Source organism: Blastococcus sp. SYSU D00868 (assembly GCF_054050575.1).
In genome coordinates this window covers 91,700-114,966 of record NZ_JBJGZO010000005.1, presented here as the reverse complement: position 1 = coordinate 114,966, position 23,267 = coordinate 91,700, and the positions used below count along the sequence as shown (strand labels likewise).

At 75.0% G+C, this 23,267-nt stretch carries 24 protein-coding genes; 8 read left to right on the top strand and 16 right to left on the bottom strand.

The features are described from left to right. The 4 genes from ACI79F_RS06415 to ACI79F_RS06400 all read right to left on the bottom strand — a co-directional run bounded on the left by ACI79F_RS06415 (window position 1) and on the right by ACI79F_RS06400 (window position 2,616). Window positions 1-228: an RNA polymerase subunit sigma-70 gene (locus tag ACI79F_RS06415; RefSeq protein WP_456546349.1), complete on the bottom strand. Its 228-nt coding sequence runs from the start codon at window positions 226-228 to the stop codon at window positions 1-3. Between the two features lie 56 nt (window positions 229-284). Next, a complete protein-coding gene (locus ACI79F_RS06410) occupies window positions 285-761 on the bottom strand; it encodes a methylated-DNA--[protein]-cysteine S-methyltransferase (RefSeq protein WP_456546350.1) in 477 nt (158 codons plus the stop codon). Window positions 762-851: 90 nt separating this feature from the next. Further along, window positions 852-1,385, bottom strand: a complete 534-nt coding sequence (locus ACI79F_RS06405; protein WP_456546351.1) for a DUF1003 domain-containing protein — start codon at window positions 1,383-1,385, stop codon at window positions 852-854. Then, entirely contained in the window at window positions 1,378-2,616 is a 1,239-nt protein-coding gene (locus tag ACI79F_RS06400; RefSeq protein ID WP_456546352.1) for a magnesium transporter MgtE N-terminal domain-containing protein, read from the bottom strand. The genes ACI79F_RS06405 and ACI79F_RS06400 overlap by 8 nt, the downstream gene beginning before the upstream one ends. 26 nt (window positions 2,617-2,642) lie before the next feature. Here ACI79F_RS06400 and ACI79F_RS06395 point away from each other — a divergent pair, with 26 nt between their 5' ends. The 3 genes from ACI79F_RS06395 (at window position 2,643) to ACI79F_RS06385 (ending at window position 5,528) form a co-directional block, all read left to right on the top strand. Beyond that, window positions 2,643-3,512: a PhzF family phenazine biosynthesis protein gene (locus ACI79F_RS06395; protein ID WP_456546353.1), complete on the top strand. Its 870-nt coding sequence runs from the start codon at window positions 2,643-2,645 to the stop codon at window positions 3,510-3,512. Window positions 3,513-3,583: 71 nt separating this feature from the next. Then, entirely contained in the window at window positions 3,584-4,477 is an 894-nt protein-coding gene (locus tag ACI79F_RS06390; protein ID WP_456546354.1) for a DMT family transporter, read from the top strand. 97 nt (window positions 4,478-4,574) lie between these two features. Then, a complete protein-coding gene (locus tag ACI79F_RS06385) occupies window positions 4,575-5,528 on the top strand; it encodes an HpcH/HpaI aldolase/citrate lyase family protein (protein WP_456546355.1) in 954 nt (317 codons plus the stop codon). A gap of 72 nt (window positions 5,529-5,600) precedes the next feature. Here ACI79F_RS06385 and ACI79F_RS06380 read toward each other — a convergent pair whose 3' ends face one another. After that, complete coding sequence (locus ACI79F_RS06380; protein ID WP_456546356.1) at window positions 5,601-6,041, bottom strand: DUF4190 domain-containing protein; 441 nt, start codon at window positions 6,039-6,041, stop codon at window positions 5,601-5,603. Between the two features lie 13 nt (window positions 6,042-6,054). Further along, complete coding sequence (locus ACI79F_RS06375; protein ID WP_456546357.1) at window positions 6,055-6,756, bottom strand: hypothetical protein; 702 nt, start codon at window positions 6,754-6,756, stop codon at window positions 6,055-6,057. A 120-nt stretch (window positions 6,757-6,876) separates the two neighbouring features. On the opposite strand from ACI79F_RS06375, the gene ACI79F_RS06370 reads away from it, so the two are divergent. After that, complete coding sequence (locus tag ACI79F_RS06370) at window positions 6,877-8,073, top strand: acyl-CoA dehydrogenase family protein (RefSeq protein WP_456546358.1); 1,197 nt, start codon at window positions 6,877-6,879, stop codon at window positions 8,071-8,073. 78 nt (window positions 8,074-8,151) lie between these two features. On the opposite strand, the gene ACI79F_RS06365 is transcribed toward ACI79F_RS06370, so the two are convergent. From ACI79F_RS06365 to ACI79F_RS06345, 5 genes are all read right to left on the bottom strand, one after another. Continuing rightward, window positions 8,152-8,943 carry an ABC transporter permease gene (locus ACI79F_RS06365; protein WP_456546359.1) on the bottom strand — a complete coding sequence of 264 codons (792 nt, stop codon included), beginning with the start codon at window positions 8,941-8,943 and terminating at the stop codon, window positions 8,152-8,154. Then, window positions 8,940-9,881: an ATP-binding cassette domain-containing protein gene (locus ACI79F_RS06360; RefSeq protein WP_456546360.1), complete on the bottom strand. Its 942-nt coding sequence runs from the start codon at window positions 9,879-9,881 to the stop codon at window positions 8,940-8,942. The genes ACI79F_RS06365 and ACI79F_RS06360 overlap by 4 nt, the downstream gene beginning before the upstream one ends. A gap of 11 nt (window positions 9,882-9,892) precedes the next feature. Beyond that, complete coding sequence (locus ACI79F_RS06355) at window positions 9,893-10,684, bottom strand: DUF4097 family beta strand repeat-containing protein (RefSeq protein WP_456546361.1); 792 nt, start codon at window positions 10,682-10,684, stop codon at window positions 9,893-9,895. 81 nt (window positions 10,685-10,765) lie between these two features. Beyond that, window positions 10,766-11,284, bottom strand: a complete 519-nt coding sequence (locus ACI79F_RS06350) for a hypothetical protein (protein WP_456546362.1) — start codon at window positions 11,282-11,284, stop codon at window positions 10,766-10,768. A gap of 74 nt (window positions 11,285-11,358) precedes the next feature. After that, window positions 11,359-11,757, bottom strand: a complete 399-nt coding sequence (locus ACI79F_RS06345; RefSeq protein WP_456546363.1) for a hypothetical protein — start codon at window positions 11,755-11,757, stop codon at window positions 11,359-11,361. 76 nt (window positions 11,758-11,833) lie between these two features. Here ACI79F_RS06345 and ACI79F_RS06340 point away from each other — a divergent pair, with 76 nt between their 5' ends. Continuing rightward, window positions 11,834-13,375 (top strand): acetolactate synthase large subunit, encoded by a 1,542-nt coding sequence (locus ACI79F_RS06340; RefSeq protein ID WP_456546364.1) that lies wholly within the window; start codon window positions 11,834-11,836, stop codon window positions 13,373-13,375. Between the two features lie 108 nt (window positions 13,376-13,483). Then, the gene (locus ACI79F_RS06335) at window positions 13,484-16,120 is read left to right on the top strand and encodes a putative bifunctional diguanylate cyclase/phosphodiesterase (RefSeq protein ID WP_456546365.1); all 2,637 of its coding nucleotides are present in this window, start codon (window positions 13,484-13,486) and stop codon (window positions 16,118-16,120) included. A gap of 138 nt (window positions 16,121-16,258) precedes the next feature. On the opposite strand, the gene ACI79F_RS06330 is transcribed toward ACI79F_RS06335, so the two are convergent. The 4 genes from ACI79F_RS06330 to ACI79F_RS06315 form a co-directional block, all read right to left on the bottom strand. Continuing rightward, complete coding sequence (locus ACI79F_RS06330) at window positions 16,259-16,600, bottom strand: Rieske (2Fe-2S) protein (protein WP_456546088.1); 342 nt, start codon at window positions 16,598-16,600, stop codon at window positions 16,259-16,261. A 53-nt stretch (window positions 16,601-16,653) separates the two neighbouring features. Then, on the bottom strand, window positions 16,654-17,805 hold the full coding sequence (locus tag ACI79F_RS06325; protein WP_456546089.1) for an amidohydrolase family protein: 1,152 nt from the start codon (window positions 17,803-17,805) through the stop codon (window positions 16,654-16,656). A gap of 48 nt (window positions 17,806-17,853) precedes the next feature. Next, window positions 17,854-18,981: an amidohydrolase family protein gene (locus ACI79F_RS06320; protein ID WP_456546090.1), complete on the bottom strand. Its 1,128-nt coding sequence runs from the start codon at window positions 18,979-18,981 to the stop codon at window positions 17,854-17,856. A gap of 156 nt (window positions 18,982-19,137) precedes the next feature. Continuing rightward, complete coding sequence (locus ACI79F_RS06315; RefSeq protein WP_456546091.1) at window positions 19,138-20,067, bottom strand: alpha/beta fold hydrolase; 930 nt, start codon at window positions 20,065-20,067, stop codon at window positions 19,138-19,140. Window positions 20,068-20,164: 97 nt separating this feature from the next. Between ACI79F_RS06315 and ACI79F_RS06310 the strand changes: the two genes are divergently transcribed. Continuing rightward, a complete protein-coding gene (locus ACI79F_RS06310) occupies window positions 20,165-21,433 on the top strand; it encodes a TetR/AcrR family transcriptional regulator (protein WP_456546092.1) in 1,269 nt (422 codons plus the stop codon). On the opposite strand, the gene ACI79F_RS06305 is transcribed toward ACI79F_RS06310, so the two are convergent. Further along, window positions 21,410-21,931, bottom strand: a complete 522-nt coding sequence (locus ACI79F_RS06305; RefSeq protein WP_456546093.1) for a hypothetical protein — start codon at window positions 21,929-21,931, stop codon at window positions 21,410-21,412. The two genes, ACI79F_RS06310 and ACI79F_RS06305, sit on opposite strands and share 24 nt — an antisense overlap. 97 nt (window positions 21,932-22,028) lie before the next feature. Here ACI79F_RS06305 and ACI79F_RS06300 point away from each other — a divergent pair, with 97 nt between their 5' ends. Beyond that, window positions 22,029-23,240 carry an Nramp family divalent metal transporter gene (locus ACI79F_RS06300; protein WP_456546094.1) on the top strand — a complete coding sequence of 404 codons (1,212 nt, stop codon included), beginning with the start codon at window positions 22,029-22,031 and terminating at the stop codon, window positions 23,238-23,240. Window positions 23,241-23,267: the final 27 nt, after the last annotated feature.

Sequence of the window (23,267 nt, the reverse complement as noted above, 5' to 3'; positions counted from 1 at the left end):
TCACCGTCCGCGCCGGGCGCGGACCTCGGCAGCCAGCTTCTTGTGCGCGGCCTGCGCGCTGATCCCGAGCGCCTCGCCGACCTGGGCCCAGGTCCAGCCCCGGGCGACGGCCTCGGTCACCGCGTCCACCTCCAGCCGGGCCGCCAGCCGGCGGAGCGCCACGACGGCGGCGAGCGCCGCCTCCGGGTCGTCCGGGGCGGGCAGGGGCGGGAGGTCGACCACGCTCATCAACCTACGTTGATGAGCGCGTTCCATCAACCCTGGTTGATGACCGGCCGGGGCGCCTAGAAGAGCCGGGTGTCGCGCTGCTCGAGGTCGAGCAGGAACCGCTTGCGGGGCAGCCCGCCGCCGAAGCCGACCAGGCTGCCGTCGGCGCCGACCACCCGGTGGCACGGGACGACGACGGCCAGCGGGTTGCGCCCGCACGCCAGCCCGACCGCCTGCGCCCCGCCCGGCTCGCCGACCGCCCGCGCCACCTGGCCGTAGGAGCGGGTCTCGCCGTAGGGGATGCGGGTGAGCTGCTCCCAGACGGCCAGCTCGAAGGCGCTGCCGGCCGGCCGCAGCGGCAGGTCGAAGGCCGCCCGTTCGCCGCGGAAGTACTCGCCGAGCTCGCGCGCCACCGGGGCGAGGGCGGCGTCGTCGCGGGGCCCGAGGTCGGGCGCCGGGCCGGGCGGCTCGAGGTACAGCCGCACCAGGACGCCGTCCTCGGCGACGACGGTGAGCGGCCCGACCGGCGAGGGCACCACGGCGTGCGCGCGCATGGCCGGAGTCTGCCGCCTGGGTGCGACAGGACCGGGCGCCAGGGGCCGGCGCCAGGGGCCGGCGCCAGAGGCCGGCGCCAGGGGCCGGCGCTAGGGGCGGGCGGCGTCCCGGTCCTTGTCCCGGTCCTTCTTCTTGCGCGGCTTCTCGTCCCGCCGGTCGCCCTCGTCCTCCAGGATCCGGCCGAGCTCGCCGCGGATGAAGTCGCGGGTGGCCAGCTCGCCGATCGCCACCCGCAGCGCCGCCAGCTCCCGGGCCAGGTACTCGGTGTCGGCGCGGGTGGTCGCGGCGCGGGCGCGGTCCTCCTCGGCCTGCACCCGGTCGCGGTCGGCCTGCCGGTTCTGCGCCAGCAGGATCAGCGGCGCGGCGTAGGCGGCCTGGGTGGAGAAGGCCAGGTTGAGCAGGATGAACGGGTAGGGGTCCCAGCGCAGCCGGACGGCGGCGACGTTCAGCGTGATCCAGGCGATGACGATGATCGTCTGGACGGCGAGGAACCGGCCGGTGCCCAGGAACCGGGCGATGCCCTCGGCGAACCGGCCCACCGCGTCGGGGTCCAGCCGCAGGAAGCTGCCGAGACCGCGCGCCCGCCCCCGCGGGACGTCGAGCCGCCGGCCCGGGTCAGCCACGTCGGGCCCGCTCGCGCCAGTCCTCGGGGAGCAGGTGGTCCAGGACGTCGTCCACGCTGACCGCGCCGACCAGCCGGCCCTGGTCGTCGACGACCGGCGCGGCGACCAGGTTGTAGGTGGCGAAGTAGCGGGTGACCTCGGCCAGCGGCGCGCCCGGCGTCAGCGGGTCCAGGTCGTCGAGCACCCCGCTGACCAGGCTGGACGGCGGCTCGCGCAGCAGCCGCTGGATGTGCGCCAGCCCCAGGTAGCGGCCGGTCGGGGTGGCCGACGGCGGGCGGCACACGTAGACCTGACTGGCCAGGGCGGGGGTCAGCTCCGGCGCCCGGACGCGGGCCAGCGCCTCGGCGATCGTCGCGTCGGGGGTGAGGATGACCGGCTCGCTGGTCATGATGCCGCCGGCGGTGTCCTCGGAGTACTGCAGGAGCTGGCGGACCGGCTCGGCCTCGTCGGGCTCCATGAGCTCCAGCAGCCGGTTGCGGTCGACGTTGGACAGCTCGGCCAGCAGGTCCGCCGCGTCGTCGGGGTCCATCTCCTCGAGCACGTCGGCGGCGCGCGCCTCGGCGAGCGTGCCCAGGATGGTGATCTGCTCGGCCTCGGGCAGCTCGCCCAGGACGTCGGCGAGCCGCTCGTCGTCGAGGGCCTCGGCGACCTCGTGCCGGCGCTTGATCGGCAGGTCCTGCAGGGCGTGCGCGAGGTCGGCGGCGTTGAGCTCGCGGTAGGTGGCGATCAGCGTCTCGGCGCCCTGCCCGTGCTCGGAGAGCCCCAGCCCGGTGACCTCGTCCCAGGCCAGCTGGTGCAGCTGCCCACGGCGGCCCAGCCGGCCGGGCTCCTGGACGGCGAGCCGGGTGATCAGCCACTCGCCGGTGCGCTGCTGCTCCATCCCGGCGTCGACGACGGTGGCCCGCCGGCCGGACTCGGTGATCGTGACGGTGCGGTCGAGCAGCTCGCCGAGCACCAGCGTCTCGCCGCGGCGCTGCTCGAAGCGCTTGAGGTTGATCGTGCCCGAGGCGAGCACCACCGCGCCGGGGTCGACCGAGGTCACCCGGCCCATCGGCACGAAGATCCGGCGGCGGGCGACCACCTCGAGCACCAGCCCGAGCACCCGCGGGGAGGCGGTGCCGACCCGCAGGGCGATGACGACGTCGCGGACCTTGCCCACCCGGTCGCCGTTCGGGTCGAAGACCGCCAGACCGGCGAGCCGCGAGACGTATGCCCGCGTCACCGTCGTCATGGCCGCTGAGGCTACCGTCGGGGGCCGTGACCGCCCCGGCAGAGCTGGCCTACGAGATCGTCGACGTGTTCGCCCCCCGGGCGTTCGCCGGGAACGCGCTGGCGGTCGTGTTCGACGCCGACGGGCTGAGCACCGCGCAGTGCCAGGCGCTGGCGAACGAGTTCTCCCTGTCGGAGACGTCGTTCCTGTCCGCGCCGCGCCGGGGCGGCGACTACGAGGTGCGGATCTTCACCCCGCACGTCGAGCTGCCCTTCGCCGGGCACCCCAGCGTCGGCGCCGCGCACACGCTGGTGCGCACCGGCCGGCTGCCGGCCGGCACGGTCCGCCAGGAGTGCGGGGCCGGCGTGCTGGACGTCGTCGTGGACGCCGACGGCGCCCGCCTCACCGGCGGCCGGCCCACGCTCGAGGACGGCCCGCCACCCGGCGCGCTGGCGCAGGCGATGGGTCTGTCGGCCGCCGACGTCGCGGGCCCGCGCGCCGACGTGGCCGGTTGCGGCCTGCCCTTCACCTACCTCGCGGTCCACCCGGAGGTCGTCGACACGGCCGCCCCCGACGCCGCCGCGCTGGCCGCGCTCGGCGTCGCCCACGGCGTCTCGGTGCTCGCCTGGGACGGGGCCACCTCCACCGCCCGCGCCCGCGTCTTCGCCGAGGGGCTGGGCTGGGCCGAGGACCCGGCGACGGGGTCGGCCGCGCTGGGCACCGGCGTCTGGCTGGTGGCCAACGGCCTGCTCGCCGGCGAGGGCACCAGCGACTACGTCGTCCACCAGGGCGAGGCGATGGGCCGCCCCTCGCTGCTCACCTGCACGGTGACCGCGGCGGGAGGCCGCGTGACGGCGGCGACGGTGGCCGGCTCCGTCGTCCCGGTGGCCTCCGGGCGGATCCGCGTCCCCTCGTGACGAAGGACCCCGTTCCTCTCACGCCTCGCTCCGCTCGCCGCGAGCCTCCGAACGGGGCCGCCGCGTGGGCGGTGCACCGGCCGGGGCCGCGCGACGTCGGGCTGCTGTCGCTGGCCGTCGTCGGGATCAGCCTCTCCGCCCCGCTCACCACGCTGCTCGGCGCCCCGATGCTGGCGCTGGCGTTCTGGCGCAACGCCGCCGGCGCCGCCGTCCTGCTGCCCGTGCTGCTGCTGCGCGAGCGGGCGACGCTGCGCGGTCTGCGGCCGCGCGACCTCGGCAGCTCCGTCGTCGCCGGGCTGTTCCTGGCCGCGCACTTCGCCTCGTGGCTGCCCAGCCTGTCGATGACGACGGTCGCCGCCTCGACGGCGCTGGTCACCACCACCCCCATCTGGACGGCGCTGGCGGCGCGGATCGCCGGGGTGCGGTTGCCCGGCGCGGTGTGGGGCGGGCTGGTGCTGGCGGTGGTCGGCGTCGCGCTGATCGCGGGCGTCGACGTCACCGTCAGCGGGGAGGCGCTGCTCGGCGACGCGCTGGCGCTGCTCGGCGCGATCTGCGCCGGCGGCTACGTGCTGGCCGGGGCCCGGGCCCGCCAGCGGCTGTCGACCTCGGCCTACGCCGTCGTCTGCTACGGCGTGTGCGCGGCCGCGATCGCCGTCGCCGCCGCGGTCACCTCGACCCCGCTGGGCGGGTTCCCGGCCGAGGACTGGTGGCTGATCGCGGGCATCACCTTCTGCGCGCAGCTGCTCGGGCACACGCTGCTCAACCTGGTGCTGGCCTCGGTCGGGCCGACCATGGTCAGCCTGGTCGTGCTGCTGGAGGTGCCCGGCGCGCTGCTGTTCGCGCTGGTCCTGCTCGGGCAGCTGCCGCCGCTGCTGGCGCTGCCCGGCGTCGCCCTCGTCGTGGCCGGGGTGGCGCTGGTGGTCCGGGGCAGCCGGCCGGCGACGCTCGTGGAACCCGCCACGTAGTCCCGCCCCGGCAGGGCGCGGTGATCACGCCGTCATTACCCTCCGGTAACCGAACAGGCGGTGTGGACGCCGCCGGACCCCAGCAGCAGGAGGCACCGTGGCCGAGCTCCGTTCCCGCCGTTCCAACCTGGCCGTCCCGGGCAGCAACCCGCGGTTCCTGGAGAAGGCCAAGGGGCTGGACGCCGACCAGGTGTTCCTGGACCTGGAGGACGCCTGCGCGCCGCTGGCCAAGCCCGGCGCCCGCAAGAACATCGTCGCGGCGCTGAACGAGGGCGGCTGGGGCGACAAGATCCGCACCGTCCGGGTCAACGACTGGACGACGGAGTGGACCTACCGCGACGTCATCGAGGTGGTCGAGGGCGCCGGGGCCGAGCTGGACTGCATCATGCTGCCCAAGGTGGCCGACGCCGCCCAGGTGCGGGCGCTGGACTTCCTGCTCACCCAGATCGAGAAGGCCAACGGCCTGGAGGTCGGCCGGATCGGCATCGAGGCGCAGATCGAGACCGCGCAGGGCCTGATCAACGTCAACGACATCGCGTTCGCCAGCCCGCGGATCGAGACGATCATCTTCGGCCCGGCCGACTTCATGGCCAGCATCAACATGAAGTCGCTGGTGGTCGGGGCGCTGCACCCGGACTACCCGGGCGACCCGTTCCACTACATCCTCATGCAGATCCTGATGGCCGCCCGCGCCCGCGGCGTGCAGGCCATCGACGGGCCGTTCCTCCAGGTGCGCGACGTCGACGCGTTCCGCGAGGTGGCCAAGCGGTCCGCCGTCCTCGGGTTCGACGGCAAGTGGGTGCTGCACCCGGGCCAGATCGACGCGGCCAACGAGATCTACGCGCCGAGCCAGGAGGACTACGACCACGCCGAGCTGATCCTCGACGCCTACGACTGGTACACGTCCGAGGCCGGTGGCAAGAAGGGCTCGGCGATGCTCGGCGACGAGATGATCGACGAGGCGAGCCGCAAGATGGCCCTGGTGATCGCCGGCAAGGGCCGGGCCGCCGGGATGCAGCGCACCTCGACCTTCACCCCGCCGGAGGGCTGAGCCCCGACGAGATCTGCACACCCGTCGCCATCGGCGGCTGATGGCGACGGGTGTGCAGATCTCGGCGGCGGGTCAGGGGCTGAACGAGACCGCCGCGACGACGAAGAACAGGATCGCCAGCACGAAGAAGCCGACCGCGATCCCGCCGACGATCACGCCGGCCAGCGCCATGCCGTCGCCCTCCTCGCCGGTCTCGCGGATCTGCCGCCGGGCGACCAGGCCGAGGACCAGGCTCGCGGGCGCGAACACGAAGATGAACACCAGGGCCAGGATCGCCAGGGTGTTGGTCGGCCGCCGGTAGGCGAACGGCGGGTACCCCGGCGGCGGGCCGTACCCCGGCGGGCCGTACCCCGGCGGGCCGTAACCGGGCGGCGGGCCGTAGGCCGGCGGTGCGTACACCGGCTGCCCGTACGCGGGCTGGCCGTACACCGGCTCCCCGTACGCGGGCTGGCCGTACACCGGCTGCCCGTACGCCGGCGGCGGGTCGCCGCGGTAGAAGTCGTCGCTGCTCACGGAGTCCTCCCGGTCACTGGCCGACCGCGGCCGGCGGCAGGGCCCGCAGCCGCGCCGCGATGCCCTGGGCGGCTGCCGCGCCCGCCGCAGGATCCTCCGCGATCAGCACGGACACCACCGCGCCACGCCCCTGGGCGATCACGTCCTGGGTGGTGCCGTCGGCGAGCCGGTAGCGCGCCACCACGACGTCCTCGGCCAGGCCCTCCACCAGCGGCGGCTCGGCGAACGTGCGGTCGTCGGCCGGGCACGCCGACAGGGCGTCGCGCAGCTCGGTCAGCGCGAGGGCGCCCGAGGCCGCCGAGTCGTAGGCGATCGCCTCCGAGGCCACGGCGGGCGCGTCCCGCGGGTCCAGCCCGACGACGGGGAACTTCAGCACCCGCCGCTCCTCGGAGGCGAAGGTGACGCCGCAGATCCCCTCGAGGCTCGGGTTGCCGGCCAGGTCACTGCCCTCGGGCACCGGGTTGGCCTGCACCGACCAGCCCGCCGGCAGGTCCGAGGAGCGCAGGGCGAGGGCGAGCGCCGCCTCGCCGGCGTTGCGCACCGTGGCGGGGTCGAGCGCGGCGCCCGCGGACTCGGCCGCCTGCGCGGGAGCCGGCGCGCCGGTCGGCGTGGCGCCGCCGGCGTCGTCCCCGCCGTCGCCACCACAGCCGGTCAGCAGGACGGCGGCCAGGGTGGCGGCGAGCGCGGCGCGACGGAGCGGACGGGAGCGGGTCATCCGCACCGACGCTAGCCGCGGGGGACGCCGGGGGTGACCGGCGCCATGCTGAGGGGCGGCTGTCCGTCCCGCATACTCGCGAGTAACAACGGACACCGGAGTCCCGGAGGAGCGCAACCGATGGCCCGTCTCGCCCAGACCGCCGACCTGACCGACGTGCAGCAGGAGATCCTGTCCACGGTCCGGACCTTCGTGGACAAGGAGATCATCCCGGCCGCCCAGGAGCTGGAGCACGCCGACGAGTACCCGACCGAGATCGTCGAGGGGCTCAAGGAGCTCGGCATCTTCGGGCTGATGATCCCCGAGGAGTACGGCGGGCTGGGGGAGTCGCTGCTGACCTACGCGCTGGCGGTCGAGGAGATCGCCCGCGGCTGGATGAGCGTCTCCGGCGTGATCAACACCCACTTCATCGTCGCCTACATGCTCCGCCAGCACGGCACCGCCGAGCAGAAGGAGCGGCTGCTGCCACGCATGGCCACCGGCGAGGTGACCGGCGCGTTCTCGATGTCCGAGCCCGGCCTGGGCTCCGACGTCGCCGCGATCCGCACCAAGGCCGTGCGCGACGGCGACGACTACGTCATCGACGGCCAGAAGATGTGGCTGACCAACGGCGGCTCCTCCTCGCTGGTCGCGGCGCTGGTGAAGACCGACCTCGGCCACGAGCGGGCGCACCAGAACCTGACCACGTTCCTGGTGGAGAAGCCCCGCGGCTTCGGCGAGGTCGCCCCCGGCCTGACCATCCCCGGCAAGATCGACAAGATGGGCTACAAGGGCGTCGACACCACCGAGCTGGTGTTCGACGGCTACCGGATCGGCGCGGACGCGATCCTGGGCGGGGAGCCCGGCCGCGGGTTCGCGCAGATGATGGACGGGGTCGAGGTCGGCCGGGTCAACGTCGCCGCCCGCGGCTGCGGCATCGCCATCCGCGCCTTCGAGCTCGGCATCCAGTACGCCCAGCAGCGGGAGACCTTCGGCAAGCCGATCGCCCAGCACCAGGCGATCGCGTTCAAGCTCGCCGAGATGGCCACCAAGGTCGAGGCCGCGCACACGATGATGGTCCGCGCCGCCCGGCTGAAGGACGCCGGCGAGCGCTCCGACGTCGAGGCCGGCATGGCCAAGATGCTCGCCTCCGAGTACGCCGCCGAGGTCACCCAGGAGGCGTTCCGCATCCACGGCGGCTACGGCTACTCCAAGGAGTACGAGATCGAGCGGCTCATGCGCGAGGCGCCGTTCCTGCTCATCGGCGAGGGCACCAGCGAGATCCAGAAGACGATCATCAGCCGCGCCCTGCTCAAGGACTACCAGCTCAAGCGCTGACCCACGCGGACGAGATCTGCACACTCGGCGCCATCAGCCGCTGATGGTGACGAGTGTGCAGATCTCGTCGCGGGAGGGTCAGCGGGCGGGGCGGCGCTCGTAGTTCCGCCGCGCCCACGCATGGCCGGCCAGCGCGATGGCCGCGCACCACGCGACCGCCAGCGCCGCGCTCGAGCCGATCGCCGTGCCGGTCAGCAGCCCGCGCAGCGTCTCGATCATCGGCGTGAACGGCTGGTACTCGGCGAACCAGCGCAGGCCGGCCGGCATGGAGTCCACCGGCACGAACCCGCTGCCGAAGAAGGGCAGCAGCATGAGCGGCATCGGCACGTTGCTGGCCGCCTCCACGGTCTTGGTGGCCAGCCCCATCGCGACCGACAGCCAGGAGAGCGCGAAGGCGACCATCACCAGGACGCCGACCGCGGCCAGCCACTCGAGCGCGCCGGCGTCCGGCCGGAACCCGACGAGCAGCGCGACGGCGACGACGAGGGCCAGGCCGACCACCGTCTGGACCACGGCGCCGACGACGTGGCCGGTGAGCACCGACGCCCGGGCGATCGACATGGTGCGGAACCGGGCGATGACGCCCTCGGTCATGTCCATCGCGATGCCGATCGCCGTCCCCTGGGCGCCGCCGGTGACGGCCAGGACCAGGATCCCGGGGACGACGTAGTCGAGGTACTCGGCACGGCCGCCGGCCGGGCCGCCCAGCCCCGCGCCGAGCGTCCCGCCGAAGACGTAGACGAACAGCAACAGGAAGACGATCGGCATCGCGGCGACGATCACCGTGAGCCCCGGGTAGCGCAGGGCGCGCCGGAGGTTGCGGCGCAGCATCGTCGCCGAGTCGCGCGCGGTCAGGGCCAGGGCGGTCATGCGATCCCCTCGAGGATGGCCGGGCGGCCGGTGAGGGCCAGGAAGACGTCGTCCAGGTCGGGCGTGTGCACGGTGAGGCCGGCGACCTCGACGCCGGCGTCGTCGAGCCGGGCGAGCAGGGCCTTGAGCGCGACGACGCCGCCGTCGCCGGGCACCTCGAGGGCGAGCGCGCCCTCGTCGCCCGCCGGCACACCCAGCACGCGGGCCGCCCGGTGCAGCGGCCCAGGTGCGGCGAACTCCAGGCGGACCGACCCGCCGGGCACCATCCGCTTGAGCTCGTCGGCGGTGCCCTCGGCGACCAGCCGGCCGCCGTCCAGGACGCCGATCCGGTCGGCGAGCTGGTCGGCCTCCTCCAGGTACTGGGTGGTGAGCAGGATCGTCACCCCGTCGGCGACCAGCCCGCGGACGACGTCCCACATCGCGCGCCGGCTGCGCGGGTCCAGCCCGGTCGTCGGCTCGTCGAGGAAGACCACGCTCGGGTCGCCCATGAGCCCCATCGCGAGGTCCAGCCGCCGCCGCATGCCGCCGGAGTAGGTGCTGGGCACCTGGTCGGCCGCGGCGGCGAGGTCGAAGCGGTCGAGCAGCTCGGCGGCCCGGCGCCGGCCCTCGGCCCGGCCGAGGTGATGCAGGTCGGCCATCAGCCGGAGGTTCTCGGCGCCGGTGAGCAGGCCGTCGACGGCGGAGAACTGGCCGGTCAGCGCGATCGCGGCGCGGACGGCGGCCGGGTCGCGGGCGAGGTCGTGCCCGGCGATGCGGATCTCCCCGGCGTCGGCGCGGACGAGGGTGGAGAGGACGTCGACGGTCGTGGTCTTGCCGGCCCCGTTCGGGCCGAGCAGGGCGTACACCGTTCCCTCGGGCACGGTGAGGTCGAGGCCGTCGAGGACGACCGTCGGCCCGTAGGACTTGCGCAGTCCGGTGACCGCGATGGCGGGGGTCATGTCAGGTCCTCTCAGGCCCGGCGGATGAGGATGTCGCCGTACGAGGTGCGGGCGTGGATCTCGACGGTCTCCGTGGCGTCCTCGGGCCCGTCGCTCTCGGTCAGCAGGTTGCGGATGCGCCCCGCGCCGGAGGAGACGTCGAGCCAGGCCGCCGTCCCCTCGCGGACGCCGGCCTCGACCTCGCCGTAGGCGGTCTCCAGGACCAGCGAGCCGCGGACGGCCTCGCCGACCCGCACCTGCCCGTATCTGGTGCTGCCGCTCAGCGACCCCAGCGCCCGGTCGACGGTCACGTCGCCGTAGCCGGTGCCCAGCCGGGCCGGGCCGGCGGTCTCGCCGACGCGGACGTTGCCGTAGGACGTGCTCACCTCGGTCTCGCCGCCGACGGCCGCGGCGGAGACGTTGCCGCTGGACGTGCGGGCGCGCAGGCTGCCGGCGCGGTCCAGGCGCAGGTCGCCGTGCCGGCTCTGCAGGTCGACGGCGCCGAGCCGGCCGGTGCAGGTGATCTCGCCGGCGGTCGTGCGGACGTCGAGCGAGGAGCCGGCGGGCAGCACGACGTCCACCTCGATCTCCGGGCCGGAGCCGAAGAACAGCAGCCGCGGCCGGGTGGTCGACCGGACGAGCAGCTCGCCGGCGACGAAGGTGACCTGCGTCTGCTCGGCGGCGCTGACGTCGGCGGCGCTGCGCTCGTTGCGGGGGCGGACGGTGACGACGGTGTCGTGCCGGTCGTCGGCGCGGACGGAGACGGTGCCGGAGACGACCTCGATGCGGGCCGCGATGGGGCCGGGGGTGTCGAACGTGGGCATGGCTGCGCCTTCCTCAGGGCAGGGGGGATCGCCCCCGGACCGGTCGGCCGGGGTGGGCGGTGCGGGTGGGGCGGGCCGGCGCTAGCGCGCCCAGCCGGTGTACTGCGAGCCGCCGGACCGACGGCCGCGGCGGGCGTCGGACGACGGGCGGGGGCCGGGCTCCAGCGCGGTGGCCACGGCCCGGACGAGCCAGGTGTTCACCGAGACGCCGAGGCGGGTCGCCGCCTCGTCGACCCGGCCCTTGAGCTGCTCGGGCAGCCGCAGGGTGATGCGCAGGGTGCCGCCCTCGTCGAGGTCGACCACCGGGGCCTCGGTGGCCTCCGGCGCCGGGGGGTCGGCGGCGGCCGGCGCCTCGACCGGGGGAGGGGTGACGGCGAAGCCGAGCTCGCTGCCGCGCAGTCGCACGTCGACGGCGCCGGGAGCCAGGCCGGCGGTGATCTCCTCGGCCGCCTGGGAGAGCGCGCTGAGCAGCGCCAGGCGGACCGAGGACTCCAGCGGGGCGGTGAGCCGCTCCGCCAGGGCGCGGGCCTCCTCGCCCCCGGCGTCGGCCGCGGTGAGCAGGTCGCGGCGGAGCTGGTCGATGAAGGGGGTGAGGTCCATGACGTCACTGTGACACCACTGTGGTGTCACGTCAAGCGTGAGTGGTGTCAGCGGTGGTGTCACCGCCGAGCGGGTCAGCGGCGGCGGGCGAGCACCGGTACGTACACGGCCAGCGCCATCAGCAGCAGCGCCAGCGGCACGTGGAAGACGACGGCGACCGACTCGTTGCCGGCGAGCCCGAGGAGGTACTCGACCACCAGCAGGACGAGCAGCAGCACCGTCCCGACGACGGCGGGCCGGTTGTGCCGCATCCACACCAGCGCGGCGACCATGGCCAGGAGGGCCAGGACGATCGTGGCCTCGGCGGCGTGCTGGTGCACCGACACCCAGGTGTCCCGGTCGCCGTCCCGGCGGAGGAACAGCCCGGCCCACAGGCCCTGGAGCAGCACGCCGAGGGAGGTCAGCCCGACCAGCGCGCTGAACGCCGGGTGCGGGCGGGTCTGCGGGGCGGGGGTGTGCTGCGGGGCGGCCATGGCTCCTCGTCCGGTCGGCGTCGGCGCCGTCAGTCTGGCCCAGCGGCGCCCGCGTCGGCGTGCGAGGGTCGCGGTCGTGAACGGTGCACAGGCCCTGGTCCGCACGCTGGTGGCCGCGGGGGTCGACGTCTGCTTCGCCAACCCCGGCACCTCGGAGATGCACTTCGTCGCCGCCCTGGACGACGTCCCGGAGATGCGCGGCGTGCTGACCCTGTTCGAGGGCGTCGCGACCGGCGCGGCCGACGGGTACGCGCGGATGACCGGGCGGCCCGCGGCGACGCTGCTGCACCTCGGGCCGGGGCTGGGCAACGGGCTGGCCAACCTGCACAACGCCCGCCGGGGCGGCGCGCCGGTGCTCAACGTGGTCGGCGACCACGCCCGCTCGCACAAGCGGCTCGACGCGCCGCTGGAGTCCGACGTCGACGCGCTCGCCGGCACCGTCTCGGGCTGGGTGCGCCGGTCGCTGTCGCCGGCCGACGTCGCCGCCGACGCGGTCGACGCGGTGGCCGCCGCGGCGCGCGGCCAGGTGGCCACGCTGCTGCTGCCGGCCGACGTCTCCTGGTCCGAGGGCGCCGAGCCCGCCGGCCCGCCCGGGTCCCGCTACGCGCCCGCCCCGACCGGCTACCGGCTCACGGCGGTCGCCGCGGCGCTGCGCTCGGGGGAGCCGGTGGTGCTGTTCGTCGGCGGGGACGTCGTCGCGTCGGAGGCCGGGCTGCGGGCGGCGGCGCAGGTCGCGGCGGGCACCGGCGCCCGGCTGATGAGCGAGACGTTCCCCGCGCGCACCCTGCGCGGCGCCGGGCTGCCCGACCTGCCGCGGCTGCCCTACCCGCCGGAGATGGCGATGGCCGCCCTGGCCGGCACCGCGCACCTGGTGGTGGCCGGCGCGCAGCCGCCGGTGCACTTCTTCGCCTATCCCGACACCCCCGGCACCCCGGTGCCCGAGGACTGCCGGCTGCACGTGCTGTCCGAGCCCGGCGAGGACGGCGTCGCGGCGCTGCAGCAGCTCGCGGAGCTGGTCGCCGAGGAGGCCGAGCCGGAGCTGCTCGAGGCGTCCCGGCCGGAGCTGCCCAGCGGGCCGCTGACCCCGCGGACGATGAACGCGGTCATCGGCGCGCTGCTGCCCGAGCGGGCGGTCGTGGTCGACGAGGCGCTGACCTCCGGCGTCGGCCTGGCCGAGCTGACGTCGGGCGGGCCGCGGCACGACTGGCTGTCGCTCACCGGCGGCGCGATCGGTGACGGTCTGCCCCTGGCGGTGGGCGCCGCGGTCGCCGTCCCCGACCGGCCGGTGCTCGCCATCCAGGCCGACGGCAGCGCCATGTACACCATCTCCGCGCTGTGGACGATGGCCCGTGAGCAGCTCGACGTCACCGTCGTGGTCTGCGACAACGGCTCCTACGCGATCCTCGAGCACGAGCTGGGCCGGGTCGGCGCCTCCGGCGGCGGCGAGCGGGCCGGCAAGCTGCTGGACCTCGGCGGGCCCGGCCTGGACTTCGTCGCGCTGGCGCAGGGCATGGGCGTGCCGGCGACCCGGGCGACGACCGCCCAGGAGCTCGCCGACCAGCTGCGCGCCGCCCTCGCCGAGCCGGGCCCTCACCTGGTCGACGCCGTCCTGCGCTGACCGCACCGCCCTCACCCCTCCGGGGGAGGGTCGGTTTCGGCTCGTGTAGTCCCGCACCTCCCGGACCGATGCCTCCCCGGACGAGGACGTCGGCCGACGGAGGCATGCGTGGCGCGAGACAGGTGGGCGTGGCTGGCGGGTGGTGTGCTCGCCGTGGTCGCGGTGCTGTCGGTGTACGCCGCCGTCTACGGCAGCCTGGCCGGCTCGGCGATCTACCACGGGGTGGAACTGGCCGCCGTGGTGCTGGCCTGGTGGGGCAGCTGCCGGCAGCCGGCGCGCACCCGGCCCGCGGTCTCGCTGATCGCGCTCGGCGTGACGCTGTACTTCCTCGGCGACGTGAGCTGGTGGGTGCAGGCCCGGCTCGAGCTCGGCGCCGACGTGGCGCCGTCCGACGGCTTCTACCTCGCGGGCTATGCCGCGCTCGGCGCCGGGCTGTGGCGGCTGGCCGGGACGCGGGAGCGCACCCGCGACGAGATCGTCGCGGGCTGGATCGACGCCCTGGTCGTCTTCGTCGCCGCGCTGGCGCTGGTGTGGCAGCTGTCGCTCGCCTCGATCGTCTCCGACGCCGCGCTGCCCGTCGGCACCCGCCTGGTCTGGTCGCTGTACCCGGCGCTGGACGCCGCGCTCGTCGGGCTGGTCATCCGGCTGCTGGTGCAGCGCAGCCGCGGCGAGGTCGCGGGGCTGACCGTGGCCGCCGGGGCAGGGGTCTGGATGGTCTGCGACCTCGGCTACCTGCTCGGCGCCGACGCCGGCCTGATGAACCTGTGGCTCGACACCGGCTGGATGGCCGGTGCGGTGCTCCTCGCGCTCTCGACGCTGCCCCGCGGCGAGGGGCCGGCGCTCGTCGAGGACCACCGCAGCGCCGTGCGCAGCGGCCTGAGCCGGTTGGCGGTCTGTCTCGGGGCGCTGCTCGTCCCCGCCGCCATGGAGTTCCTCCTGGACGCGAGAGGCGCCGAGGAGACCCCCGGCCTGCTGCTGTCGGCGACGCTGGCGGTGACCGTGCTGGTCTTCGTCCGGGCCGCGCTGCTGGTGCGCGGCGAGGCCGCCGCCCGGGCCCGGCTGTCCTCCCAGCAGCGGTACAGCGCCGCGCTGGCGGCCCACTCGTCCGACGCGGTGGTCGTGCTGACCCGCGAGGGCCGGCTGCTGGGCGACCCGGCCGGCGTCGCCGACGTCTTCGTCGACGAGGCGGGGGAGCCGGTCTCCGCCGGCTCGTACGTGCAGCTGCGCGGCGCCGAGCCCACGGAGGCCGGAACGGTCTGGCAGCGCGCGCTGCGCGCCGGCGGCGCCGTCGTCGGGGCGGAGCTGCGGTGCCGCGTCGCGGGGGAGGACCGCTGGATCGGCACCCGCGTCGTCGACCTCACCGACGACCCGGACGTGGGCGGCGTCGTCGTGCACGTCACCGACATCACCGACCGCAAGCGGGCCGAGGAGGCCCTGGCCCACCAGGCGTTCCACGACTCCCTCACCGGGCTGGCCAACCGCGCCCTGTTCACCGACCGGGTCGAGCAGGCGCTGCGCCGCGGCGCCCGCGGCCACGGGCAGCCGGCCCTCGTCTTCATCGACCTGGACGGGTTCAAGGGCGTCAACGACACCCTCGGGCACCCGGCCGGCGACGCCCTGCTCCGGGAGGTCGCGGCGCGGCTGCGCTCGGTGGTCCGCGCCGACGACACCGTGGCCCGGCTGGGCGGCGACGAGTTCGCCGTCCTGGTCGAGCAGTGCGGCGGCGGGCCCGACGAGGCCGTGGCCACCGCCGGGCGGGTGCTCGCCGCCCTGGCCGAGCCCATCCCGCTCGACGGGCGGTCCGTCACCGTCTCCGGCAGCGTCGGCATCGCCGTCGGCGACGCGGGGGCCACCGGCGCCTCCCTGCTCGGCGACGCCGACATCGCGATGTACGCGGCGAAGCTCGCCGGCCGCGGCCGCTCGGTGGTCTTCGACCCGGCCATGCGCGCCTCGGCCGTCGCCGCGCGGGAGCTCGAGCAGGAGCTGCAGGGCGCGCTCGCGGCGGGGGAGTTCCGGCTGGTCTACCAGCCGGTGGTCGACCTCGCCGGCGACACGGTCACCGGCTTCGAGGCGCTGCTGCGCTGGGACTCGCCCGCCCTCGGCGCGGTGCCGCCGGAGCGGTTCGTGCCGGTGGCCGAGGCCGCCGGGCTGATCGAGGAGATCGGCGCGTGGGTGCTGCGCGAGGCGTGCACCGCCGCCGCGGCGTGGCGGGCCGAGCACAGCCGGGACCTGACCATGGCGGTCAACGTGTCGGCGGTGCAGCTGGCGTCCCCGCAGCTGGTCGGGCACATCGCCGAGGCGCTGCGGGTCAGCGGCCTGCCGCCGGCGGCGCTGGTGCTCGAGGTGACCGAGACGGCGCTGGTCGGCGACCCGGACCGGGCCAGCGAGTGCCTCGCGGCGCTGCGCGGGCTCGGGGTACGGTTGGCCCTGGACGACTTCGGCACCGGCTACTCGTCGCTGGCCCACCTGCGGCAGTTCACGGTCGACGTCCTGAAGATCGACCGCTCGTTCGTCGCCACCATCGGTGAGGACGGCGTGATGCCGCCCATCGTGCGCGGGATGATCGAACTCGGCCGCACGCTGGGCCTGGAGATCGTCGCCGAGGGCGTGGAGTCCGAGGCGCAGCGGCGGCTGCTGGCCGACGGCCGCTGCGACCTGGCGCAGGGCTACCTGTTCGCCCGGCCGCTGGAGCCGGCCGACGCCTCCCTGCTGCTGCTGGCCAGCGCCGCCCGCGCGGGGGCCTGAGCCTCCCGCAGCACCCCCACCTCGGGCTCCGTCGTGGGGTGCCCCCCCGGGGGGGGGGCTGCCGGCGGCGGCCGGGGGGGGGCGGGGCCGCCCGCGCCGGGGCGGGCGGGGTCGCCCGCCGGCCGCGAGGGGCTGGGGTCAGGCCGTGACGATGACGTCGGAGCCCTGCACCCGCACCGGGTAGGTGCGGATGCTCCACTCCGGCTTCACCGCCGTGGTGCCGGTGGCCAGCTCGAACCCCCACTGGTGCCAGGGGCAGTAGATGAACTCGCCGGCGCGCGACTCGGCCGCGCCGCCCGGGCGCTCCGGGTCGACGACGGTGAGCCCGTGCGTGCGGCCGGAGCAGAGCGGGCCGCCCTCGTGCGGGCAGTAGTTGGCGATCGCGTAGAAGCGGCCGTCGACGTTGTAGACGCCGACGCCCCACCGCCCGATCGGCACGACCTTGTGCGAGCCGGGCGGGATCTCCTCGACGGTCGCCACCACGTGCTCCCGCCCCCGCGCGAGCGGGGCCCGGACGGTCGAGCGTTCGCGCACTACAGGGCCCGCTTCTGCCCCGGCAGGGCCGGCACGGTGCTGGGCAGGTTGGGGAAGACCTCGAGCGCGTTCTGGTACATGATCTTGTCGCGCATGTGCAGCGGCAGGTGCTTGGCCACCCACTGCGGGTCGTCGAAGGTCCAGTGCGGGTAGTCCGACGAGAACAGCAGGAGCCTGTCGGCCTCCATCCACTCCAGTGCGCGGGTGAACTCGAGCTTGTCCTCCGGCATGTCCAGCGGCTGCGTCGTGCACCAGATGTGGTCCTTGACGTACTCCGACGGCTTGCGCTTGAGGCCGTTCTCCGGACCGCGCTTGGCGTACACGGCGTCCATCCGCCACATCAGCGGCAGCAGCCAGTTGAAGGCGTGCTCGATGAAGACGATCTGCAGGTCCGGGAAGCGGTCGAAGACGCCGTCGAAGACCAGGCTCATCACCTGGTTCGCGGCCAGCATCGAGTAGCTGACCATCAGGTCGTGGTTGTAGGTCATGAACCCGACCGGCGACATCGGCAGCTCGTTGTGCTGGCCGCGCCCGAGGTGGCAGGCCACCGGCAGGCCGTTGCGGGTGGCGGCCTCCCAGACCGGGTCGTACCGCGGGTCGCCCCACGCCGGCCGCAGCTCGGCGCCGATCAGCACCTGGGACATGTAGGGGTGGCCGGCCCAGTGCTCGATCTCGCGGGCGGCCGCCTCCGGGTGCTCCATCGCGGCGACGATCGAGCCGCGGAAGCGCCCGTGCCAGTTGTGCTCGCTGTCCAGCCAGCAGGCGTCCTGCCAGGCGTTGGTCGCCTGGGTGACCGCGTGGTGCTCCTCCTCGGTCTGGCCGCCGCCGTTGAGCGGGCCGAGGATCAGCAGGTCGCAGCCCGCCTCCATGATCACCTGGCGGAACATCAGCTCGGGGTCGGACCCGGCGAAGTTGCCGTCGGCGGGGAACGAGTCGGTGCGCATCGCGAACGAGTACGCGAAGTCGGGGGCGTCGTAGTAGACCGGGCTGCCGGCGCCCTTCGCCCGGTTCTCGAACAGGCTGCGGAACCTCGGGGGCAGGAACGGCGTCAGCTCACCCCGCTTCGGGGTGGGGTGGATGTCGCTGTCGACGACCCGCACCTCCGTCATCTCCGTGGAGACCGTCGTGGGGCGCTGCATCTCGATGGTCATGCCGGGTTCCTCTCGTCGCTGCCGGACGGGTCGGGTGGAACGAGCGCCTCAGGCGGACGCGGGGACGGGTGACTCGATGCCGTAGAGCCGGGCGGCGGTCCGCCACAGGACCTTCTCCCGCTGCTCGGGCGTCCAGGCCCGCGGGAGGTCGGCGGGGGAGTGCATCTGCCAGTCCGGGTAGCTCGACCCGAACACCAGGTGGTCCTCCTTGCCGGTCATGCGCAGCCACTCGCCGGCGAACTCGGCGTCGGCGCCGGGCCCGTCGAGGGAGCCGTGCACGAAGTAGACGTGGTCCTCCAGGTAGGCGCTGGGGATCTTCGGCGCCCACGGCGTCTGCTCCAGGTGCGGCCGGCCGAAGGAGTCCATCCGCCAGATGAACGGCGTCAGCATGTCGGCGGCGCCGTCGGCCCACACGATCCTCAGCTCGGGGAACTCCTCGAAGACGCCCTCGGCGATCATGTTGAGCAGGTGCCAGACGAAGGTCATCGGCTGGTAGGCGGTCAGGTGCGAGAAGGTCCGCGTGATGCCCGACGGCGTGGGCGGGTGGGTGATCCCCACGCCCATCTCGATGTGCACCGCGACCGGCAGGCCGGCCTCGACGGCAGCGCGCCACAGCGGCCGGAAGTGCGGCCGGCCGTAGGGGTGCTGGGTCTGCATCGGCAGCCCGATCTGCACGACCCTGGGGTGGTCCTTCCACCGGTCGATCTCCCGGACGGCGCCGTCGACGTCGTTCGGGTTGACCCGGATCGTGCCGCGGAAGCGGTCGGCGTAGGTGCCGGAGTCCAGCCAGCGCTCCACCAGCATCCGGTTGTAGCCGGCGAAGATCGCGGTGGACAGGTGCCAGTCCGGCAGGATCCCCGCGTTCGACATCGGGTGCAGGACGGCGACGTCGACGCCGCGCTCCTCGAACAGCTGCCGCCCGACCAGCTCGGGGTCCGAGCCGGGGTGGCCCTTCACGGTGGAGACCGCCCCGCCGAAGGCGCGCCCGGTGATCTCGTCCTGCGCCTCGGTGCCCGGCGCGTAGCGGACGCCGTCCGGCGGCGCGAACCACGCGACGTCCACGTCGGGGTACCCGCGGCTCTTGAACGGCTCGTGCAGGTACCCGCGCAGGTCCCGGTCCGAGGCGAAGAAGACGTGCACGCTGGCGTCGATCACCGGCTGACCCTCGGAATCCAACGCGCGTCCTCCCGGTGCTCCCCGGCCGCTCCAGCCGGACCAAACGATTGCTCCGCTCCACCGTAGTCGCGGGTGACCGCCCTCACAAGGCCGGGTCCGCGACCCGCCGCCCCCACCGCGTGCCCGGAGGCGCCGCCCCCGGGCACGCCACGGGCGTCAGCCGGTGGGCCGGCCGTTCCAGTTGATCGTGGTGGCCTCGCCGGCCTCCTTGCCGTCGATGAAGTCCACGAGGATCGGGGACGCCAGGACCCAGGAGTCGAAGATGTTCCCGGTGCCCGCCTCGCGGGCCGCCCCGCCCTGCTCCCAGGCGTCCTCCGGCCACGGCGGCTCGATCAGCCGGGAGCCCTTGATGAGCGTGTGCACCCGGAACGAGGTCGTCGGCGGGTGGTCGTGGTCGTTCACGCCCGGCCGGATGATCAGCGTCGGCACGTCGATCTCCCCGAACTCGTGGTCGGCGACGCCGGGGATGGCCTCGTTCGGCTTGGGGATGAACGCGTCGAGCCAGCGGTACATGACCCGCTCGAACTCCTCGGCACCGAGCGCGCGGAGCCGGTCGGCGTTGCGCGGGTTGGCCGCGACCAGGTCGCCCCAGCCGCCGGCGGCGCCGCCGAGGGTGAGGATCCCCTCGATGCCCTTCGCCCGGACGGTGCGCAGCTCGTTGAGGATGTAGACGCCGGCCAGCGACATGGTGCTGAAGTTGCCGCCGACGATGTTCCACAGGGCCAGCCGGGTGACCCGCTCCGGGTACATCAGCGCGAACACGATCGAGTCGCGGGCGCCGCCGGACCCGCCGAACTTGACCACCCGGTCGATCCCCAGCGCGTCGAGGAGGCCCCCGAGGGTCTCCGCGCGCATGTGCGACTCGGACCTCCCGAAGATCTGGATGTCGGACTTCCCGCAGTTGGGCCGGTCCCACAGCAGGACGCGCTTGCCGCCCGCGGCGATGCCCTCCGCCATCTCCCGGACGCCGGGGAAGTCCTTGCTGAACCGCCCTCCCGGCGTCAGGACGACGACCTCGCCGTCCTCGGGACCGACGAACTCGTGGACGACGATCCCGCCGTTGACCTCTGTCTCGGTCTCAGCCACCTGCACCTCTCCTCATCATCGGGTGATCTGCACGAAACCCCCGGCCCCGGCGCACCGCCGCTCCTCGGCGGCACGCGGGGCGGCCATACTCGACGCCGTGGCCGGCGTCGGTGGAACCGCGGGGCGCACGGCCCCCGGCGACAGCGCCCGGGCGCAGGCCGTGCGCGAGACGGCGGCGCGGCTGTTCGAGGCCGCCGGCTACGCGGGCACGACGATGAACGACATCGCCGAGGCCGTGGGCCTGCTGCCGGGCAGCCTCTACCACCACTTCGCGTCCAAGGAGCAGCTCGCCGCCGAGCTGCTGACCGCGTTCGGCGCGGCCCTGGGCGAGGTCGCGCACGCGGCCGTCGCCGACCCGCCGGAGCCCGGCCCCCCCGCCGAGCGGCGCGTGCGGCAGCTGACCGCCGACGTCATGGCCCTGTCCTTCCGGCACGCCGCCGCCGTCCGGCTGCGGGCCTTCGAGCCGCCGGCCGTGGCCACCCCCCGGCTGCGCTCGGCGATGCGGCTGCCCACCGCGTCGCTGGAGCGCGCCTGGCGGGAGGCGGTGGACGGGCTGCCCCTCGCGGGCGGGGAGGACGCCGCCGACCCGGCGCTGCTGCGGTTCGCGCTGCAGCAGTCGACCCTGGACGCCCCGGGCAGCTACCCCGGCGACCGGGACCCGCGGGAGCTCGCCGCCCACCTGTGCGACGTCCTGCTGCAGGGGGTCGCCGTCGACTGCCCGACGGCCGCCGAGCTCGAGGCGTCGGCCGCGACGCGGGCGGCCACCGAGGCGCTGTCCCGGTGGCGGGCCGACGAGCCGCCCGACGGCCCCCGCGACCGCGACGCGATCGTGGCCGCCGCCCGGACCGAGTTCGCCCGGCGCGGGTACGACGCGACCACCGTCCGCGACATCGCCGCGGCGGCCGGGGTCCGCATGGGCACGCTCTACCGGCGGGTGGAGTCCAAGGAGGCGCTGCTTCGCGAGGTGCTGGCGCGCTACTCCGGGCACCTCGGCGACGCGTTCGGCGCGGTCTTCGCCGCCGGGTCGACCGAGGTGGAGACCCTGGACGGGCTCGCCCGGGTGTTCGTGCACGCCAGCCGGCGGTTCGAGGCGGAGTCCTGCATCCTCCGCTACAGCTGGAGCGGCCGGGAGGCCGTGCACAGCCCCTTCCACGACTACTACCTGCAGACGCAGGGCCGGCTGGGCGCGCTCGAGGAGCTGCTGCGGCGCGGGGCGGCGGAGGGCCGGCTGCGCGCGGTGCCCGACACGGCTCTGCACATCCGCTCCGTCCTGTGGCTGCCGTTCCACCAGCACGCGCGGACCGGGACGGCTCGCGCGCACGCCTTCCTGCGTGCCGCTCTGCTACGGGGCGCCCTCCGCGGCTGACACCGGCGGCGCCGCCCCGTGCGCCGTCCCCTGTGCCGCCGGGTCGGCGACCACGATCCGCACCTCGCAGTTGAGCGCCGCCTCCAGCGCGGTGTGCAGCCGGCCCTCGGGCACGCGGCGGGCCTGCTCGCGGTCGAGGACGACGCGGACCACCTCGTCGCCGTCCTCCACCCACCGCTCGACGGGCGCCTCCACCCCGAACCCGGCCAGCACGCCGCGGGCGTCGTCGTCGGTACCGCGGCTGATGAACGTCACCACGCCGGGCGCCGCGGGCAGGCCGAAGGCGCGCGCGCACAGCCCGACGTACTCGTCGCGGTCGGCCAGCTGCGACTCGTCGAGGATCAGCTCGATCTCGCGGTGACGCTCCGGCAGGTGGGCCGGCGGACTGGCGACGACCTCGAGCGACTCCCGGCGGAGCGCGACGAGACCGGCCTCGTACGCGTCCGGCCCGAGCACGCCGTCCGCGTCGATGACCACCCGCATGACGGCCGTGCGCACGGACCGGAAGCTACCGGACCCGGGCCGTCACCGGAACGAACAGTTGCTCCGCCATGGCAGGCTGTCCGCCGGTCCGGCCGCGACGGGGAGGAGGGCGATGCTGCAGCCGACGCGCCGGCTCGCCCTGCTCGGGCCGGCCTTCATCGCGGCGGTCGCCTACGTCGACCCCGGCAACGTGGCCACCAACGTCACCGCCGGCGCGCGCTACGGCTACACGCTGGTCTGGGTCGTCGTCCTGGCCAACGTGATGGCGGTGCTGGTCCAGTACCTGTCGGCCAAGCTGGGCCTGGTCACCGGCCGCTCGCTGCCCGAGCAGCTCGGCGCCCGCCTGCCGGGGCCGGCGCGGGTGGGCTACTGGCTGCAGGCCGAGGCGATCGCGGTCGCCACGGACATGGCCGAGGTGGTCGGCGGGGCGCTGGCACTGGCCATCCTGTTCGACGTCCCGCTGGTGCTGGGCGCGGTGCTGACCGCGGCGGTGTCGCTGCTCGTGCTGCGCGTCGGCGACGCCCGCGGGCAGCGGGCGCTGGAGCGCGTCGTCATGGGCTTCCTGGCGCTGATCGCCGTCGGGTTCATGGCCGGACTCGTCGTGGACCCACCGGACGGCGCGGCACTGGCCGGCGGCCTCGTGCCCGACTTCGCCGGCGCCGACAGCGTGCTGCTCGCCTCGGGGATCATCGGCGCCACGGTCATGCCGCACGTCATCTACCTGCACTCCAGCCTGACGACGACGCGGCTGGGCGCCCGCGGCGCGGGGCTGGGCGTGGGCCGGCTGCTCTCGGCGACCCGCGGCGACGTCGTCTCGGCGCTGGTGCTGGCCGGCGTGCTCAACCTGTCGCTGCTGGTGGTGGCGGCGTCGAGCCTGCAGGGGTTCCCCGGCACCGACACGCTGCAGGGCGTGCACGCGCTGATGTCCTCGGAGCTGGGCGCCGGGGTCGCGCTGCTGTTCGCCGTCGCGCTGCTGGGGTCGGGGCTGGCGTCGACGTCGGTGGGCAGCGCCGCCGGCGCGGAGGTGATGCGCGGCCTGCTGCGGCGGCGGGTGCCGCTGCTGGTGCGCCGCGTCGTCACCGTGATCCCGGCGGTGGTGGTGCTCGCCGTCGGCGCGGACCCGAGCGAGGCGCTGGTCGTCTCCCAGGTCGTGCTGTCGCTGGGGATCCCGTTCGCGCTGGTGCCGCTGGTGGTGCTGACCGCCCGCCGGGACGTGATGGGCGAGCACGTCAACCGGCGCGGGACGACGGCGGCGGCCGCGGTGGTCGCCGCCGCCGTCATCACGCTCAACCTGGCCCTGCTGTACCTGACCTTCCTCGGCTGAGCGGAGTCGCCGGGGAACGGTCTCCGC

Coding starts and splice junctions, on each gene's coding strand:
- ACI79F_RS06350 (WP_456546362.1), bottom strand. CDS start 11,284: ATGGACCTCACCCCCTTCATCGACCAGCTCCGCCGCGACCTGCTCACC.
- ACI79F_RS06360 (WP_456546360.1), bottom strand. CDS start 9,881: ATGACCCCCGCCATCGCGGTCACCGGACTGCGCAAGTCCTACGGGCCG.
- ACI79F_RS06370 (WP_456546358.1), top strand. CDS start 6,877: ATGGCCCGTCTCGCCCAGACCGCCGACCTGACCGACGTGCAGCAGGAG.
- ACI79F_RS06325 (WP_456546089.1), bottom strand. CDS start 17,805: ATGACCATCGAGATGCAGCGCCCCACGACGGTCTCCACGGAGATGACG.
- ACI79F_RS06355 (WP_456546361.1), bottom strand. CDS start 10,684: ATGCCCACGTTCGACACCCCCGGCCCCATCGCGGCCCGCATCGAGGTC.
- ACI79F_RS06375 (WP_456546357.1), bottom strand. CDS start 6,756: ATGACCCGCTCCCGTCCGCTCCGTCGCGCCGCGCTCGCCGCCACCCTG.
- ACI79F_RS06400 (WP_456546352.1), bottom strand. CDS start 2,616: ATGACGACGGTGACGCGGGCATACGTCTCGCGGCTCGCCGGTCTGGCG.
- ACI79F_RS06345 (WP_456546363.1), bottom strand. CDS start 11,757: ATGGCCGCCCCGCAGCACACCCCCGCCCCGCAGACCCGCCCGCACCCG.
- ACI79F_RS06415 (WP_456546349.1), bottom strand. CDS start 228: ATGAGCGTGGTCGACCTCCCGCCCCTGCCCGCCCCGGACGACCCGGAG.
- ACI79F_RS06410 (WP_456546350.1), bottom strand. CDS start 761: ATGCGCGCGCACGCCGTGGTGCCCTCGCCGGTCGGGCCGCTCACCGTC.
- ACI79F_RS06300 (WP_456546094.1), top strand. CDS start 22,029: ATGCTGCAGCCGACGCGCCGGCTCGCCCTGCTCGGGCCGGCCTTCATC.
- ACI79F_RS06365 (WP_456546359.1), bottom strand. CDS start 8,943: ATGACCGCCCTGGCCCTGACCGCGCGCGACTCGGCGACGATGCTGCGC.